Here is a 15,885-nt window from a genome sequence, read left to right as displayed (position 1 = left end):
TTGTACGGTTCTTTTATACAGAAAAAAGCTCCACAAGACCTCGAAGGTCCTGTGGAGCTTTTATTTATCTATTCCGTAGCAACGGATTGGTCAGCTTGCATGTTGACCGGGGAGATACGGATGAAGTTTGCTTCAAGATTGCTTAGCAGACTGTCGATTTTGGCTGCGGCATCCGTTTGACCGGAGTTAGCAAGCTCTGTACGGTAAGCTGTAAGCAATTCAGTGAGATCTTTGATGCTTTGTACGCCAACTGGCTCAATTTTAACTTTTGCGCCTTTGGCAATACGACGTTCGATAGCTGCTTGGTCTAGACCCATTTCCGGTACGAGACGTTGGTAGATTACTCCACCTGTCATCCCTGCACAAATCCATGGACCCGGATCTCCCATAACAACGGCACGGCCGTTTGTCATGTATTCGAACGCAAAGCCTTTGAGGTTCGCACGAGCAGCAAGTCCGCCGAGCTCATCTCGTAGAGGTGTCGTGATTTCGCCGCCGAATACAACGTCTGCACCGGAGAAACGGATACAAGCACGTGTATCTGCGCTGCCTTGAATCAAGAACAAACCTTTTTGTGCACCGTAACCGAACGATTTACCAACGCTACCGTTGATGAACGTGTTGTTTTTGCCAAGTGACTTCACGATGGCTACTTTACCACCGAACGCCATTTTACCCAGACCATCCTCGGCACCACCTTGAACGGTAATGTCAACGCCGCGGGCATTGAAGGCACCTAAGCCGTTACCTGGAACCGAACCGTCAACGAGGTTCAGAGCGATAGCTGGCAGTTCATCGTAGCTGCCGTCGAAACGGTCTCTTACGCGATGGCTGGAATAACGAGTTCCGAGAATACGGGACTCAGCATCCACTTTGGACCAGTTGCGAACGATTGGAGCGTCAAACGCCAAGGATTCAGGGAAGAATTCCAGACCTTCTGCACCAGCCGCGATACGGATATCAGAGGATACTGCTGCTTCTTCCATAGCTCTTTCTGCATCAGAAACGAACTGAAGCGGAGCAGGACGAAGAATGTCAGACAGATCAATGCGATCCAAGTGGCTGATTTGCTCGAGCAGGTCAGAACGGCCTACCAGGTCTTGCAAGCTAGTGAACCCGAGGGAAGCAACAACTTCACGTACTTCTTCGCCAATACCGCCAAACAGACGAACCAAGCTGTCAACAGCTACGTCAAATTGACGAGGAACGAAACGGCGAAGACCTTTTTCCTCAGCTTCTTCCATGGAATCGATTTGCGTTGCGATACCAACGTGACAAGTGTCTAAGTGACAGCCGCGGCATGTTGTACACCCGATCGATTGCATTGCGATACTACCAAATCCGGCACGGTTAGCACCGAGCATAACCATTTTAACAACGTCAGCGCCTGATTTCAGACCACCATCGGACCACAGCTCTACGCGGTGACGAAGACCTGCTTCAATCAAAGCCACGTGTGCAAGTTTAGTACCGATTTCTGTAGGAAGACCAACGTGTGTCAAGGAGTGAATACGAGCCGCACCTGTACCACCGTCAAAACCGGAAAGGGTAATAACGTCAGCGCCTGCTTTGGCAACACCCACCGCAATTGTACCGATACCTGGTACGACTGGGATTTTTACAATAATTTTCGCTTTGCGACCGCTAGCTTCTTTCAACTCGGAAATGATTTGAGCCAAATCTTCGATCGAATAAATATCATGGTTATTCGAAGGGGAGATGAGGTCAGAGCCGATTGTTGCATTACGAGCTGCAGCGATTTTGGCTGTAACTTTGGAGCCCGGCAAGTGACCGCCTTCACCCGGTTTAGCACCTTGACCGATTTTGATCTCAAGGAATGCAACCGCGTTAGCCAGTTCAACGTTAACTCCGAAACGTCCGGATGCCACTTGTGCACCGCGCGTTTTTTTGTAGCGGCCAAGCATATCTTTAATTTCTCCGCCCTCGCCGTTCATGGTTACCATGTTCAGGCGTTCGCCGGCTTCAGCGTAGGCACGGAAAGCTGTTTCGTTCTGTGAACCGAAGGACATGGAGGAAATCAGCATCGGCAAGGAATGACCGCCAATGGAGATATCAACCTTCGATGGATCAAGCGCTTTGCGGCCTTCTCCAAGTGATTTCTCGACATTGAATCCAGCAATGTGACGAATGGAGATCGGGTTCTTCTTCTCTTCTTCGCGCAGTTTGTCGCGGTAGTCGCCGTAAGAAGCGGCTCCTGATGCAGCATCGCCTAGCGCTTTCCACATACGTTGGAAGAAACGGAAGTTTTTCGCCGCTTTTGCTTTCGGATTGGTGAAATCGTTGTAACGAGCTTCTGCTTCAGCTTCGAGCTGTGCAAAGCCAGTTCCGCCTTTTTCACTACCCAGGTAATTCACGATATCAAGCACCTCAGCCACTTCCGGGTGGAAGCCGATGGAGGAGAAGAAACGTGTATAACCGCGAAGCTCATGCGTTCCGATCGTGGAGATCACTTTTTCCAGACCTTTCGTAAGAGCTCCATAAACTTTACGTGCTGCTGCCGCGTTGCCTTCTTTATCAGAAGCAGTGGAGAACAACAGGTAAGGTGAGATCACGTCGGCACCAAGACCACAAGCTACCGCGATATCATGCAGGTTACGAATCGCTGCGGAACGAAGCACCAATGTCACGTGACGGCGCAGGTTGTCGCCGAAAGTAAGTTTTTCTGCACGAAGTGCGATATCGATTTTGGATACAGCTAAGTGAGGCTCAAGCCACAAACGATCGTTTTGGTGAGCTTCTGAATCGTCAAGAATAATAAGTGCAGCGCCAGCGCGAGCAGCAGCAATAGCGTCAGCAGCCAAAGCATCCAAACCAGCTCCAAGAGATGTTCCTCTTGCAAAAGTCGTGGAAAGCACGGCTACAGCATTTTCACCTTGTGCACGGAACAAAGCAACCAATTGCTCATAGGAAGGTTGAGACAGATGCTCTTCGCTATCTACACCGTTCGTACCTTCGAGTACAAGCGGAGCTAGAAGCTCAAGGCGAAGATTGCTATCAACCTGAGAGTAAACCGGTGTACGCGAACCTGCAATCACACGAGTCGAGAAATGCTCCATTTCACGGTCACGGTCAATCGCCGGGTTCGTAACAACTGCAACGCTCTCTTTAATGAAGTCAGGCACGTTTTGACGTTCCCATGCAATAGCAGCATGAGGGGAATCGTGGCCTAGGGAGCGGATTGGCTCAGCGCCAGTTTCGGACATTGTTTCGATATAAGAAATACCGTCGCGATCCCAACCAAACGCACTGTACAATTGATCCGTTGCTACAACATTTTCGTTGAGCTCGGCTTGAGTGTCTGTTTTGGCAGGGTTCAGATATTTACGAAGTCCGTTAATGTTCAAACGTTTGCTTGCACGTTCATAGACAAGGGACTGTACTTCATGGTAAGGAATGATTTGAACATGTTCACCTGGTGTAAGCACAACGCCGACTTTCTCACCTGGCGCGATAGGCTTCGGATCAGCAACCATGTCGCCAACCGTGATAACGCCTTGCTCCGAGGAGAAGTACAGGGAAGATTCGCTTTCAACCATCCAAACAGGACGTAAACCAAGCGCATCCACGCTGAAAATACATTCGTTGCCGTAACGGGAAACGATACCTGCAGGACCTTGAGCGAAGTGGCCCCAAACTTGACGGAAGTAAACATAAAGATCTTGAAGTTCCGGACGGAATTGTTTCATTTCATTAATAATAGGAGGGAAAACCATTTCCATGGCTTCGAAAAGTGATAATCCAAAGCGGTGAATGAACGTTTCAATCGTTCTGTTCATGTCTTGGGAGTCGGAACCACCGCTAACGAGCGGAACGCCAACCATATCTGCTTCAAGACGAAGTTTCTTAACGGTGTTAATTTCACCATTATGCCCCAATAGGGAGAATGGTTGAACGCGGAAGAAGCTGGACAGTGTGTTCGTGGAATAACGGTTATGACCAATTGTAACTTGGGAAGCGAAAAGCGGATCACGTGTGTCGTTAAAATATTTCGGAAGAATGCTTGCTGCGCCCAACACTTTGTAAGCGGAAGTTACATTGCTTAATGTTGCAACGTGAACGTTGTAGCGGTCTTCAATCGCGATATGCAGTTCAAAAAGGTGATCTGCCACTTGACCTTCTGTTTTGTTGCTGATTGCAGCGATTTGCCAGAATGTAGGCTCATCGTTTAATCCGTTAGGTCCAAGAACGTTGCTATCTACTTGGTTTTCTTGCTCGAGAATGATGGACACATCGTGGGAAGCAAATAGCTCACGGATGCCATTCTGAATCTCGGTAACGGTCAGGTCAAGTTTGCGCGGAACAAAGATATGTCCAACAGAAAAACGGTTATCATAAGCAAGTTTGCCGTCTAGACCCGCATCTGTTAATTTCTTTTCCCAAAGAGCGCGTGGAATGTCAGTTAAAATACCGCAACCGTCGCCTTCACCGTTAATAAATCCTGAGCGATGTTCCATTTTTACAAGGGCATCAATCGTTTTTTGGATGTTTTCACGGGTAGGATGACCGTTCTTTTCAATAATACAAATAATACCGCAGCTGTCATGTTCGGTTCCTAGTAGATCTTGAAAACGGCCTTCATTACGCATAATTTCATTCATTGCTCAGGTCAGTCGCCTGACCGTCACCTCCCCTATATATTTAACTCCTCTTTCACTACTTTGCTTGCATTTTGGCATTAATGAGCCCGCAACTCTTAGCATTTTCAATGGATGACCGGAAACCGATCAAAAACGAAATATGCGAGATTTTGAATAAAAATGCAATTTAACTGAATAGCATGCCAATTTCGAGGAAATGGCTCCCTTGAAATCAGTCAAGAATCGACCCGTCATAAAGTAAGGCATCACACACAAAAAACGAACGTGAATTTGTAAATCATGCCCTAACTTTCTAGGAAAATACTGCGAAAACAAGACTTTTCGTTAAAAGGGTAAAAGTAATCTTAGAATAGCACGAAAATGTTCATCCGACAATAGTTGCAGAGCGAAAACAAAAATGTAAGCGTTACCTTTCGTGTATAATGGTGAATAAAGGTAATTTTTTTAATGCTTGGCTCCCTCTTAAAATACGAACGAACTATGTTCTTGTTAGGAACATAGTTCGTTTCTGGGACATGTTAGCAGATATGGATAGCAGAAAATACCTTGTGCACCGGGCCATGATTTGATGTTTTTTTATACGCAATCGTAGTAATTGTGTGTATTTTCGAAAAAATTTAAACCTTAGCGAGTTTTCATTATTTTAAAAGCGTGATCCACGGCATCCAGGGTCTGGGCGATGTCATCTGCCGTATGGGCAATGGTTGTGAACCATGCTTCGTACTTCGAAGGAGCGAGGTTGATGCCTTGCTCCAGCATAAGCCGGAAGAAGTCCGCGAAGCGTTCACCGTCCGTATCCTGCGCTTCGTCATAGTTGGTGACGGGATGATCGCAGAAGTGGGTGGAGAATGCGCCGCCGATACGGTTCAGCGTCAAGGCGATGCCGTGTCTCGCTGCGGATTCCACGATGCCGCCTGCAAGCGTCGCACCAAGCTGCTCGAGCTTGGTGTACACATCTGCCTGCTGGAGCACCTCCAAGCAGGCGATGCCGGCCGAGATGGAGGCGGGGTTCCCCGCCATCGTGCCGGCTTGATACGCAGGTCCGAGTGGAGCGACCTGCTCCATCACGGCCTTGCGGCCCCCATAGGCTCCGATCGGCAGTCCGCCGCCGATTACTTTGCCGAGGGCCGTAAGGTCTGGCTCGACGGCGGCGAAGCGCGCCGCCGCCTCGGCTGTGCCGCCCTCCACGAGAGGGAGGCCGGGATAGGTCTGTGCCGCTCCATAGTGGAAGCGGAACGCCGTGATGACCTCATCGTAGATGACGAGGGCCCCGTATTTGCGAGCAGCTGCGCAGAGCTGCTCGAGGTAGCCGGCATGGGGCATGACCATGCCGAAGTTGCCGACGATGGGCTCCACCATCACCGCGGCAATCTCTCCGCTCCATCGCGCGAGCGCGGCTTCCAATGCCGGAATGTCGTTGAACGGCACGGTGATGACCTCTTGCGCGATGCTCGCAGGTACGCCGGCGCTGTCCGGCGTGCCGAGCGTGGACGGCCCGGAACCGGCCGCCACAAGCACTAGATCGGAGTGGCCGTGGTAGCACCCGGCAAACTTAATGATTTTGGTGCGCCCGGTGAAGGCGCGCGCCACGCGGATCGTCGTCATCACGGCCTCTGTGCCGGAGTTGACGAAGCGCACTTTGTCCAGCGAAGGAATCGCGGACTTCAGCATTCTTGCGAACTCGATCTCGAGTTCGGTCGGGGTGCCGTACAGCGTGCCGTTCTGTGCGGCGCGGCAAATCGCTTCGGTCACGTGCGGATGCGCGTGACCGGTAATGATAGGGCCGTAGGCGGCGAGGTAGTCAATGAAGCGATTCCCGTCTACATCCCAGAAGTGTGCGCCTTGCGCGCGCTTCATGAAGACGGGGGCGCCGCCGCCGACGGCTTTGAATGAGCGGGAAGGGGAGTTGACCCCGCCCACGATGTGCTGCAGTGCTTCTTGATATAATTGCTCGGAGTTTTTGCGATTCATAAGAAGTAATCATTCCTTTATAAGTAGTATGTATTTTGGACGGTAACTAACGGACCGGGAGTCGTTATTCCATAGCGGCCCTAGAGTCCGTTACAGACGAATCGAGCCCTTACTGATCTCATAAAAAGCCCCTACCTGAGGGGCTAAAGCCCTGTACCAAGTAGAGGCGTGTTAATCTTCAGTCGCTTGCTTTGCCGTTTTATTTTCGTAAGCCTTCAGCCGCTCACTTTATTCCTCGCAAGCCTTCAGTTGCTTACTTCGCCGTTGTCTTCACGGAATTCTTCGGTGTTGGTGATGGCGACGGTTTGGTTGGACCTGTGTCTGCGTCCGCCTTGCCGGCAAATAAGTCCTTCACATACTGCTGCAGCTTATCTTTGTTTGCCGTAATGACGGCAGCTCCCCGGACGTTTTTCTCGACGAGCATATCGGTCGGCGGAAGCTGGGAGGAGACGATGCCATCAGCTTTGGCTTCAAAGCCAAGAGAAGCGAGCTTCAGCATATCCGTCACGCTTAGATTCGTATCAATGTAAGGATCCATTGCGTTCAAAATCTTGGGCAGCTTAATGAGAGATGACGTCGTTTGCATTTTTTGCGCAACCGCCGTCAGGAATTTCCGCTGACGTTCTGTACGTGAGAAATCCGATAATGCGTCGTGCCGGAAGCGTACATACTGCAGGGCAGTTTTGCCATCGAGATGCTGTAGCCCTTTTTTCAAATTAATATCGTAGACATGGTCATCTTCCGAGTCGGTATATTTCATATCCTTTTCGACGTCGATATCGATACCGCCTACGGCATCAACGAGAGCGATGAACCCTTTGAAATCGGTATAGACATAGTACTGAACCGGGATGCCGAGCAAGTCGCTGACAGTTTTCATTGCCAAGTTCGGACCGCCTGTCGTAATCGCTGTATTGATGCGGTCTTCGCCTTCGCCAGGGATTTTCACATATGTATCACGAAGAATCGAGAAGAGGTGAGCCTTCTTGGTTACCGGATCAATCGATGCGAGCATAATACTGTCGGACCGAGGCAATTCATTCTTCACCATGCCGCGGGAATCTCCGCCTAAGAGTAGAATGTTAACCCGATTCTTACCTTCCCATTTGGGAGGGGTGTATTTCTCACCCTTGTCTTTGACTGCTTGGGCTATAAGGGGGGTGCTGCCTTTCGGTGCATCCGGTTTATTGGAAATATTTTGCGCAAAATGATAAAAGGAATAAGAGTAATAACCAGCCACCATTATCAGGAGTAAGCCGATCAGGAGCAGGGTTCGTTTAATAATTCTCATGGTTCTGCGCTCCTTTCTAAGGTAGGGATAATCTGTACTTTTTTTTCTTACAGAATTCATGTATCATGAGTTTGTTGCCGTTGTTGTACATTTTATCTTTATGATCCATATTATAGATGCTACGAAACTTCGATAGCAAGTTACGGCGAATTTTGCCGTTATATGTAGCCAAGTGTAGCCGAGTCTACCTAGACAGGGGGAAGTTCATGTTAGCCATTGATGTAGAAATGCTTCGCAAAGAATTTCAAGTTCAACAGAGCCGCGGGGGCTTAAAGGGCGCCTTCCAAGATTTATTCCATAGAGAGTACAAACATGTTACAGCCGTGAAGGACATTAGCTTTCAAATTCCAAAGGGCGAAATTTGCGGATATATCGGTGAAAATGGCGCCGGTAAATCAACCACGATCAAAATGCTGACCGGCATCCTCGTACCGACCTCCGGACATATCAAGGTCAATGGTTTCGTTCCATTTAAAGAGCGTGAGAAGTTCGTAGCCGAGATAGGCGTCGTGTTCGGCCAACGCAGTCAACTTTGGTGGGATATCGGCGTTGTGGAATCCTTTCAATTGTTGAAAAAGGTATACCGTGTCTCTGAAGCCGACTACAAAAAGCGCCTCGACGAACTTGTCGACCGCCTGCAACTAGCTGATTTACTATCACGACCTGTCCGTAAATTGAGTCTGGGGCAGCGGATGCGCTGTGAGCTTGCCGCTTCGTTGATTCATAATCCGGCGATTCTCTTCTTAGACGAGCCAACCATCGGTTTGGATATCGTCGTGAAAACAGAGATTCGAGAATTCTTGAAATCACTCAATCAGCGCTATGAGACAACAATCCTGCTGACTACGCACGATTTGCAGGATATTGAGGCGCTTTGCTCGCGTGTTATTATGCTCGATGACGGCCGGATTATTTATGACGGCGGCCTGGAAGAGCTGAAAGCCAAGTGGGGCAAAGGCAAGGAAGTCGTGCTCCAGTTCGAGCATCCGATCACGCTGCCACGTCTGCAAGAGCTGACGAGGGGATTGGATGTGGCGTGGCAGCTTGAGAATGAATTGTCCGCCAAGGTGTTCATTCCTTACGAGCGTGCGAACGTATCTGAAGTGCTAAGCCGCGTGGTCGGCGTTGTGCAGATTCAAGATATCAAAATCAACGAAACCAACACGGATGACATCGTTCGAGAAATATATAAAGCAGGTTCAGCGGATGTGAAACGTCCAGAGGAAACCAAGCAGCCAGAGGGAGCCTTCACACATGCTTAGTGCTTATCTGGAAGTTATTCGCATGCGATTTCTTATGATGCTTGCTTACCGGGTGAACTACTACAGCGGCATTTTGATTTATGCACTCAATATTGGCTCCTATTATTTTGTTTATAAAGCCATATATGGCGGGCAAGAGATGATTGGCGGCCTGACACTGGGCCAGATGACGACGTATGTCGCGGTTTCCTGGATGGGGCGCGCCTTTTACTTCAATAACTTGGACCGGGAAATTGCCAATGAAATTCGAGACGGCAGCGTGGCGATTCAATTCATTCGGCCGTATAATTATGTATTTGTGAAAATGATGCAAGGACTCGGTGAAGGCGTCTTCCGTTTGCTGCTGTTTACAACGCCGGGCATGATTTTCATCTGGCTGTTACTGCCGATTCAATTTCCTAGTGATCCAGGCCTATGGGTGATCTACTTTGTGATGTTGTTTTTCAGTTTCCTAATTAATACGCAGCTTAATATTATTACCGGGTTGTTTGCTTTCTTCCTTGAAAATAACGAAGGCCTAATGCGCATGAAGCGCGTTGCGGTCGATTTATTCTCAGGGCTAATTATTCCGATCTCCTTTTTCCCGGGGTGGTCCAAGTCCATTCTAGAGTGGCTTCCGTTTCAAGCCATTACGTACTTGCCGAGCGCCGTGTTCACAGGGAAAATTACTGGTTCGGCTATTTATCAAAATCTTGGCGTACAGGTTCTGTGGTTTTTGCTGCTGCTCGTTCCCATGGTTGCTCTCTGGGTCAAATCCAAAACGCGTTTATTCGTGCAGGGGGGTTAACACATGACATTCTATATCTCCCTAGTTGCTGAGTATCTGAAAAATTACATGAAAACCCGCCTCACCTACCGATCTGACTTCTGGATTGATGTGATTTCCGATTTGATGTTCAATGGGCTCAATTTATTCTTCATTCTCGTCGTTTTTCTGCAAACGCAATCGCTTGGCGGCTGGAATCAAGAACAAATTTTGTTCATTTACGGCTATTTTATGATCCCCTATGGCATATTCATCACTTTTTTTAATCTGTGGGGCTTCAGTGAACGATATATTGTTAAAGGGGAAATGGATCGTATCCTCACCCGTCCGGCTTATAACTTATGGCAATTGATGCTGGAGAATCTCAGTCCATCGTCTTTGTTTAGTGCGTTGGCCGGGTTGATTGTTATGATCTACTCTTGGGTCAAGCTAGGGCTTCCGTTCCATTGGCATGATCCGCTGATTTTTATCCTGATGGTTGTGGGCTCGATTCTGATCTATGCTGGCGTGTACATCTCGCTGACGGCGCTTGGTTTTTACTCGGATGCGCCAACCGGCATTCTGCCGCTGATTTGGAATATCCAGAACTACGGGCGTTATCCGGCCACGATTTACAATAAGCTGCTTCGCAGCATTTTGACGTGGATATTGCCGTTTGCGTTCGTTGGCTTCTATCCTGCGGCGTATTTCATTGATCCAGCGAACTGGAAGTGGTTCGCGCTGCTGACGCCGGTGATGGGCGTGATTTTCTGCTTTATTGGTATTACGGTTTGGAATATTGGCGTGAAACGGTACCGCGGTGCGGGATCTTAATGCTTAAACCTCCAACTCTGCGTATGCGGGTTGGAGGTTTTTTTGCGCTGCACAGGCCCAACTTCACGCCCTTCTGTCACAAAATGCAAACCTCATTCGCCATATGTACTGAAAAGACAAAACGGAGGCGATGGAGCATGGCGGAATTGCATAAACTGGGGCAATACGATACAGCTGTTATAGGCGGTGGCTTGGCTGGCCTAATCGCGGCGATCGAATTAGCAAAAGGCGGTCAATCGGTAATTATTTTGGAAAAAGCGGCACGCTTGGGAGGCCGGGCGATGACGAATAAGAAGAACGGCGCCTTCTTCAATCTAGGCGGGCATGCCATATACCGTGCCGGTCAGGCGTACGCGATTTTGACGGAGCTGGGAGTGCGCCTACACGGAGGGAGTCCGTCCTCCAAGATCATGGCGTTGTGGAACAACCAAATCGTCCCTATGCCTGCGAATCTGACCAACATGCTGACTTCGAAGCTGCTGACATGGTCGGGTAAAATGCAGCTCATTCAGTTCGTGATGAAGCTTACTAAATTGGACGCAAGCCGCATCCCTGACAGGAGCTTAAGAGACTGGGCGGAGGCGGAAATTTCGGATCCGATGGTCCGTCACGTCTTTTACTCGCTATGCCGAACGGCTACTTACGCGCAGGATACCGACTTTCAGCTGGCGGGACCGGTGCTAGCGCAATTGCAGCGTGCGTTAAAAGGTGTTCTTTACCTCCATGGCGGCTGGCAAACGATCGTGGATCAGCTTAGAGAACTAGCTGTCAAAGCGGGTGTGCAAATTGTAAGCGGCAAAGATGTCAAAGAAATTGTGCTTGAAAATGGCAGGGTTCAAAAACTATTGCTAGCCGGCGCCGAGTATATCCAAGCCGCTAATGTCATCAGCACCGCCTCACCGTCTGAAACTTATAAGCTGGTGAGTGATGCGGCTGACCGTACCATACTCAAGCAGTGGAAAGATCAAGCTCGTCCGTCCATGGCGGCATGCTTGGATCTTGGCTTGAGAAAATTGCCAGAAGGCGGGCGAGACGTTGCCATGGGCCTTGATCAACCGATTTTCTTCTCTCACCATACATTGAACACCCAGTTGAGCGACAACGGAACCTTGGTTGTGCATTTGGTGAAGTACAACGGCCCGGGAGAGAGTGATCCGAAGGCCGACGAGCGCTTGCTCACCGAAGCTATGAATACCCTTCATCCAGGCTGGGAAGATCAGGTCGTGGCACGGCAGTTCCTGCCGAATATCACGGTTGTCCACGATACGCTGCATCGCGGAAGGGCGAGCCGGTTCACAGGGCCGGCCGTTGAGGGAGTCCGCGGCCTCTATGTGGCCGGAGACTGGGTCACGCACGGCGAAATGCTCGCCGATGCTTCAGCGGCAAGTGCCAAGCGGGCGGCGGCCGCTATTTTAAAGAGCTATGTGATGGCGTAAAATGGAAATAAGCAGGAGGTGTAGACGATGGAGAATGCCAGGGATGCCGAACAGATATACACGGCGTATAAACCGCTTTTGTTCGCATTAGCTTATCGGATGCTGGGGAGTGTCATGGATGCCGAGGATGTCGTCCAAGAAACTTTTCTATATTTTAATGAGAAAAATCCTCAGGGCATTCAGAATCCTAAAGCTTATCTATGCAAAATGGTAACCAACCGCTGTATCGACAAGCTGCGTTCTGCAAGCAAAAAACGCGAAGTTTATGTAGGCCCATGGCTGCCGGAGCCACTTGTGGCGGCGGAGAACCAGGGCGATCTGCCAGAACTATTTTATACGCAAAAAGAGTCGTTATCCACAGCGTACCTATTTCTGCTGCAGCAGCTTTCCTGGGTAGAGCGGGCGGTATTCGTATTAAGGGAAGTGCTGCAATACGACTATGAGGAAATTGCTGAAATTGTTGATAAAAGCAGCGTGAACTGCCGGCAAATTTTCCGCAGAGCCAAAAGTTCGATCAGTACCTTAGCCAGTCAGGACGCCGAGGATGTTGTACGACCCAAGCAGCCAGTGGAGGATCAGGCTAACGCTATCGTGGAGCAATTCGTTCATGCTTTAGCTTCCGGTAATATGGCTCAGTTGCTGAACATTGTCAAAACAGAGGCTGTCCTATATTCGGACGGTGGGGGCAAAGTCAGAGCGGCTATACGACCTATTGAGGGTGCCGAACGCATTGCCATGTTTTTATTTGGGGTACTGTCCAAAGTTCCGAGTGGCTTTAGCTTTAAAATGGCGACCGTAAATGGACAATTGGGCGTTGTATCCTATCAGGATAGACAGCCGAACAATGTGATGACTTTCCATGTTGCAGATGGTCAGGTAGCGGCTGTCTATTTGGTTGCGAACCCTGATAAGCTGAGGCATGTAGCGGAGATGGGTGTTTAGGAAGTTAAATCAATCATCTATCAAAGCGCTTGGCGGATGACTTTCTTATAATGCTTCACGGAAAGAAATCCGAAGACGGAATATAAAGCGGTATAAAGCACCATGACCACGATCATGGGTGTCCACAGTTCCGCTCCGAACAGGAACCAACCGGATTGGACGGCGAAGTAACTATGCGTAAGGCCGACGACAAGCGGGATTCCGAAGCTAAATAGCTGCTTGCGGCGAATCCCTTTTAATAAATCCTCTTGCGTGTAGCCAAGTTTTCGTAAAATCGTGTAGGTCGGCTTCTCGTCTTCGCTCTCATCCATCTGTTTGAAATACAGGATGCAGCCTGATGTGATCAGGAACGTAAGGCCGAGAAAGCCGACGATGAACATCGTAAGTCCCATTCTATTTTTTTGGTTCATAGAGCTATCCAACCGGGAATCACCGCGGTCATCTTTATCAAACCCTAAGTCTCCGAAAATCTGATTGGCGGTTGACAGCTCAGCCTCGTTTACAATATCGATGCCCAGATAGAGGGAGGACTTCTTTTGCAACGATGGCACCAGATCCTGTTTAAGCCGTTGAAAGACGGAGTCGTCTACGATAGCAACAGGCATGCCGCCGTTCGTGAAGTACCATGAGACGATGGATTGCTTCTTCGAACCTAAATAGGTGAGAGGGGTAACGGCGTGCTGTCCGGCTAATTCGAGCTTCCCGGAATCTTTGAAGCTCATAAACTTACTCAACAGATCGTTGGTGCCGGTAAACAGAATTTGCTCAGGCGTCATATTGTAGGAAGGCGTATTTACATCGCTGATCACGGAAAGCGTCATATCACTCGGATCCACCATAAGCCCGTTCATATTACCGGCTAAAATTCCTCTTATGTTGGCTTTAGCCTGTATCACTTCAATGGTCGTATCCTTATGCGAAATGTGGCGGGCATCCAGCGCCGCCTTGAACGTATCGGCATCGTCCTTTTGCGTGATGGCGAAGTGGGACGGCACATCGTTTTTTGCTGTTTTTTCCGCAGAATAGTACGAAATGTAGCTTAATGATAGTAAGGCGATAGCTAATGCGGATACGGTTGTAATGACAGTCAGCAGCAGGGCATTGGATTTCATTCGAAACATAATGGAAGAGAGCGAGAGGACCTCGCGAACATTCAAATATCCGTTTTTCTTCTTGCGAATGACGTTAAGCAGCATGCGAACGGAGCCTCGATAAAACAGATAAGAACCGATAATAACTGAAGCCAGAATAAAAATCATAGCTGTGAACAATTCGACCATTGTCGTGTAACTGCCGCTGAACAGCTTGGATGAAACATAATAGCCGAGCAAGATGAGCGTAATGCCAATCAATCCTAGGACTGCTTCTGCAAGAGATAGGCGCTTTACTTTAATCTCGGTGGACGTGGTAACTCGGAACAGTGACAGGATGGTTTGTCTTTTTATAAATACGTAGTTAACCAGCATGATTAGCAAATAGACGGCCACGAATACAACGAAGGTTTGGACTAACGCCTGGGTCGAAAAGTGAAGCGTTGCAATCGCGTTGACCCCCGTAATTTGGAACAATATCATCAGAATCAGCTTCGACACCGAGAACCCGATAAAACTTCCGACAATAAGCGAGCTGAAATACAGGATGAAGTTCTCTGTGCTGAGGATCCGGAAAATGGACGTTTTCGTCATGCCGATCAGCTGCAATAAGCCGATTTCTTTGCTGCGCCTTTTTACGAACATGTTATTGGCATACAAGTTGAAAATAGCGACAATTGCGATTAGCAGAATCGAGGCAGACTTGATGGCTGCTGCTCCTTTGATGGAGCCTCTGGTCTGATCCAAAGCGGGATCGTACTGCAAAGTGACGAAAGCAAAGTACAGCGCGACGCTGAACATCAAAGCGAATATATATAAATAATAGTGCTTGATGTTCGCTTTCAAATTTTGAATAATCAGCTGGTTAATGCTCATTCTGCACACCGCCTAGAACTGCTTGAGTCTTCATGATATCTTGAAAAAACGCTTGTCTGGATTCTTGCCCTTTATAAAGCTGTGTGTATATTTGCCCGTCTTTGATGAAAATAACCCGGCTTCCGTAGCTCGCAGCGACGGAGTCGTGCGTGACCATGACGATGGTAGCTGTGCGCTTTTCGTTCATATCGCTCAGCTTATGCAGCAAATCCGATGCGGATTTGGAGTCGAGCGCCCCGGTTGGCTCATCTGCAAAAATAAGGCCCGGCTCATGAACGAACGCTCTGGCCGCGGAGGTCCGCTGTTTTTGGCCGCCTGAGATTTCATTAGGATATTTATCCTTGATTTCATAAATGCCCAGCTCCGTGGCGACGGCTTGGAACTTGGACTCAGCGTCCTGCTTGGAAGTTTTGGCGATAGAAAGCGGCAGAAGAATATTTTCTTTGACGGTCAAGGTGTCGAGCAGATTATAATCTTGAAAAATAAACCCCAAATGCCGCTTGCGAAACTCGGCTAACTGCTTTTCCTTCAAAGTCGTAATCTCTTTGCCCTCGATTTGAATAGAGCCTTGGCTGACCTTATCGATGGAGGAAAGCACATTCAGCAACGTGGTTTTCCCCGAGCCCGACGCCCCCATAATACTGACGAACTCTCCCTTTTCAATTCGGATATCTAGCCCCTTCAGAACCTCTTGCTTATTGAATTTATTGCCGTAGCTTTTATGAATTTTCACTGCTTCCAGAATTGTCATTTCACACACTCCTTTATTCGATAGCTTTATTATAAAAAGAGCTGCCCGTTTTCTCCCGCGATCGGGC

General features: G+C 48.9%; 10 protein-coding genes. 5 read left to right on the top strand and 5 right to left on the bottom strand.

The genetic code is table 11. The features are described 5' to 3' along the window. Window positions 1-68: 68 nt before the first annotated feature. The 3 genes from ACUN27_RS35415 to ACUN27_RS35405 all read right to left on the bottom strand — a co-directional run bounded on the left by ACUN27_RS35415 (window position 69) and on the right by ACUN27_RS35405 (window position 7,881). Complete coding sequence (locus ACUN27_RS35415) at window positions 69-4,619, bottom strand: glutamate synthase-related protein (RefSeq protein ID WP_445560503.1); 4,551 nt, start codon at window positions 4,617-4,619, stop codon at window positions 69-71. 624 nt (window positions 4,620-5,243) lie between these two features. Next, complete coding sequence (locus ACUN27_RS35410) at window positions 5,244-6,590, bottom strand: glutamate-1-semialdehyde 2,1-aminomutase (RefSeq protein WP_445560502.1); 1,347 nt, start codon at window positions 6,588-6,590, stop codon at window positions 5,244-5,246. A gap of 253 nt (window positions 6,591-6,843) precedes the next feature. Further along, window positions 6,844-7,881, bottom strand: a complete 1,038-nt coding sequence (locus ACUN27_RS35405) for an LCP family protein (RefSeq protein WP_315954906.1) — start codon at window positions 7,879-7,881, stop codon at window positions 6,844-6,846. A gap of 206 nt (window positions 7,882-8,087) precedes the next feature. Between ACUN27_RS35405 and ACUN27_RS35400 the strand changes: the two genes are divergently transcribed. The 5 genes from ACUN27_RS35400 (at window position 8,088) to ACUN27_RS35380 (ending at window position 13,100) form a co-directional block, all read left to right on the top strand. Next, complete coding sequence (locus ACUN27_RS35400; RefSeq protein ID WP_315954905.1) at window positions 8,088-9,143, top strand: ABC transporter ATP-binding protein; 1,056 nt, start codon at window positions 8,088-8,090, stop codon at window positions 9,141-9,143. Next, complete coding sequence (locus tag ACUN27_RS35395; RefSeq protein ID WP_315954904.1) at window positions 9,136-9,930, top strand: ABC transporter permease; 795 nt, start codon at window positions 9,136-9,138, stop codon at window positions 9,928-9,930. Before ACUN27_RS35400 ends, ACUN27_RS35395 begins: the two co-directional genes overlap by 8 nt. A gap of 3 nt (window positions 9,931-9,933) precedes the next feature. Then, the gene (locus ACUN27_RS35390; protein WP_315954903.1) at window positions 9,934-10,722 is read left to right on the top strand and encodes an ABC transporter permease; all 789 of its coding nucleotides are present in this window, start codon (window positions 9,934-9,936) and stop codon (window positions 10,720-10,722) included. 137 nt (window positions 10,723-10,859) lie between these two features. Beyond that, window positions 10,860-12,158: a phytoene desaturase family protein gene (locus tag ACUN27_RS35385; protein WP_445560501.1), complete on the top strand. Its 1,299-nt coding sequence runs from the start codon at window positions 10,860-10,862 to the stop codon at window positions 12,156-12,158. A 27-nt stretch (window positions 12,159-12,185) separates the two neighbouring features. Then, the gene (locus tag ACUN27_RS35380; RefSeq protein ID WP_326063279.1) at window positions 12,186-13,100 is read left to right on the top strand and encodes an RNA polymerase sigma-70 factor; all 915 of its coding nucleotides are present in this window, start codon (window positions 12,186-12,188) and stop codon (window positions 13,098-13,100) included. Between the two features lie 20 nt (window positions 13,101-13,120). Here the strand turns inward: ACUN27_RS35380 and ACUN27_RS35375 are convergent, their stop codons facing one another. Then, on the bottom strand, window positions 13,121-15,067 hold the full coding sequence (locus ACUN27_RS35375) for an ABC transporter permease (protein ID WP_326063278.1): 1,947 nt from the start codon (window positions 15,065-15,067) through the stop codon (window positions 13,121-13,123). Further along, window positions 15,057-15,818, bottom strand: a complete 762-nt coding sequence (locus ACUN27_RS35370) for an ABC transporter ATP-binding protein (protein ID WP_315954899.1) — start codon at window positions 15,816-15,818, stop codon at window positions 15,057-15,059. The genes ACUN27_RS35375 and ACUN27_RS35370 overlap by 11 nt, the downstream gene beginning before the upstream one ends. Between the last annotated feature and the right edge of the window lie 67 nt (window positions 15,819-15,885).

Source organism: Paenibacillus sp. WC2504 (genome assembly GCF_052682475.1).
This window is presented reverse-complemented; position numbering and strand designations above follow the sequence as displayed.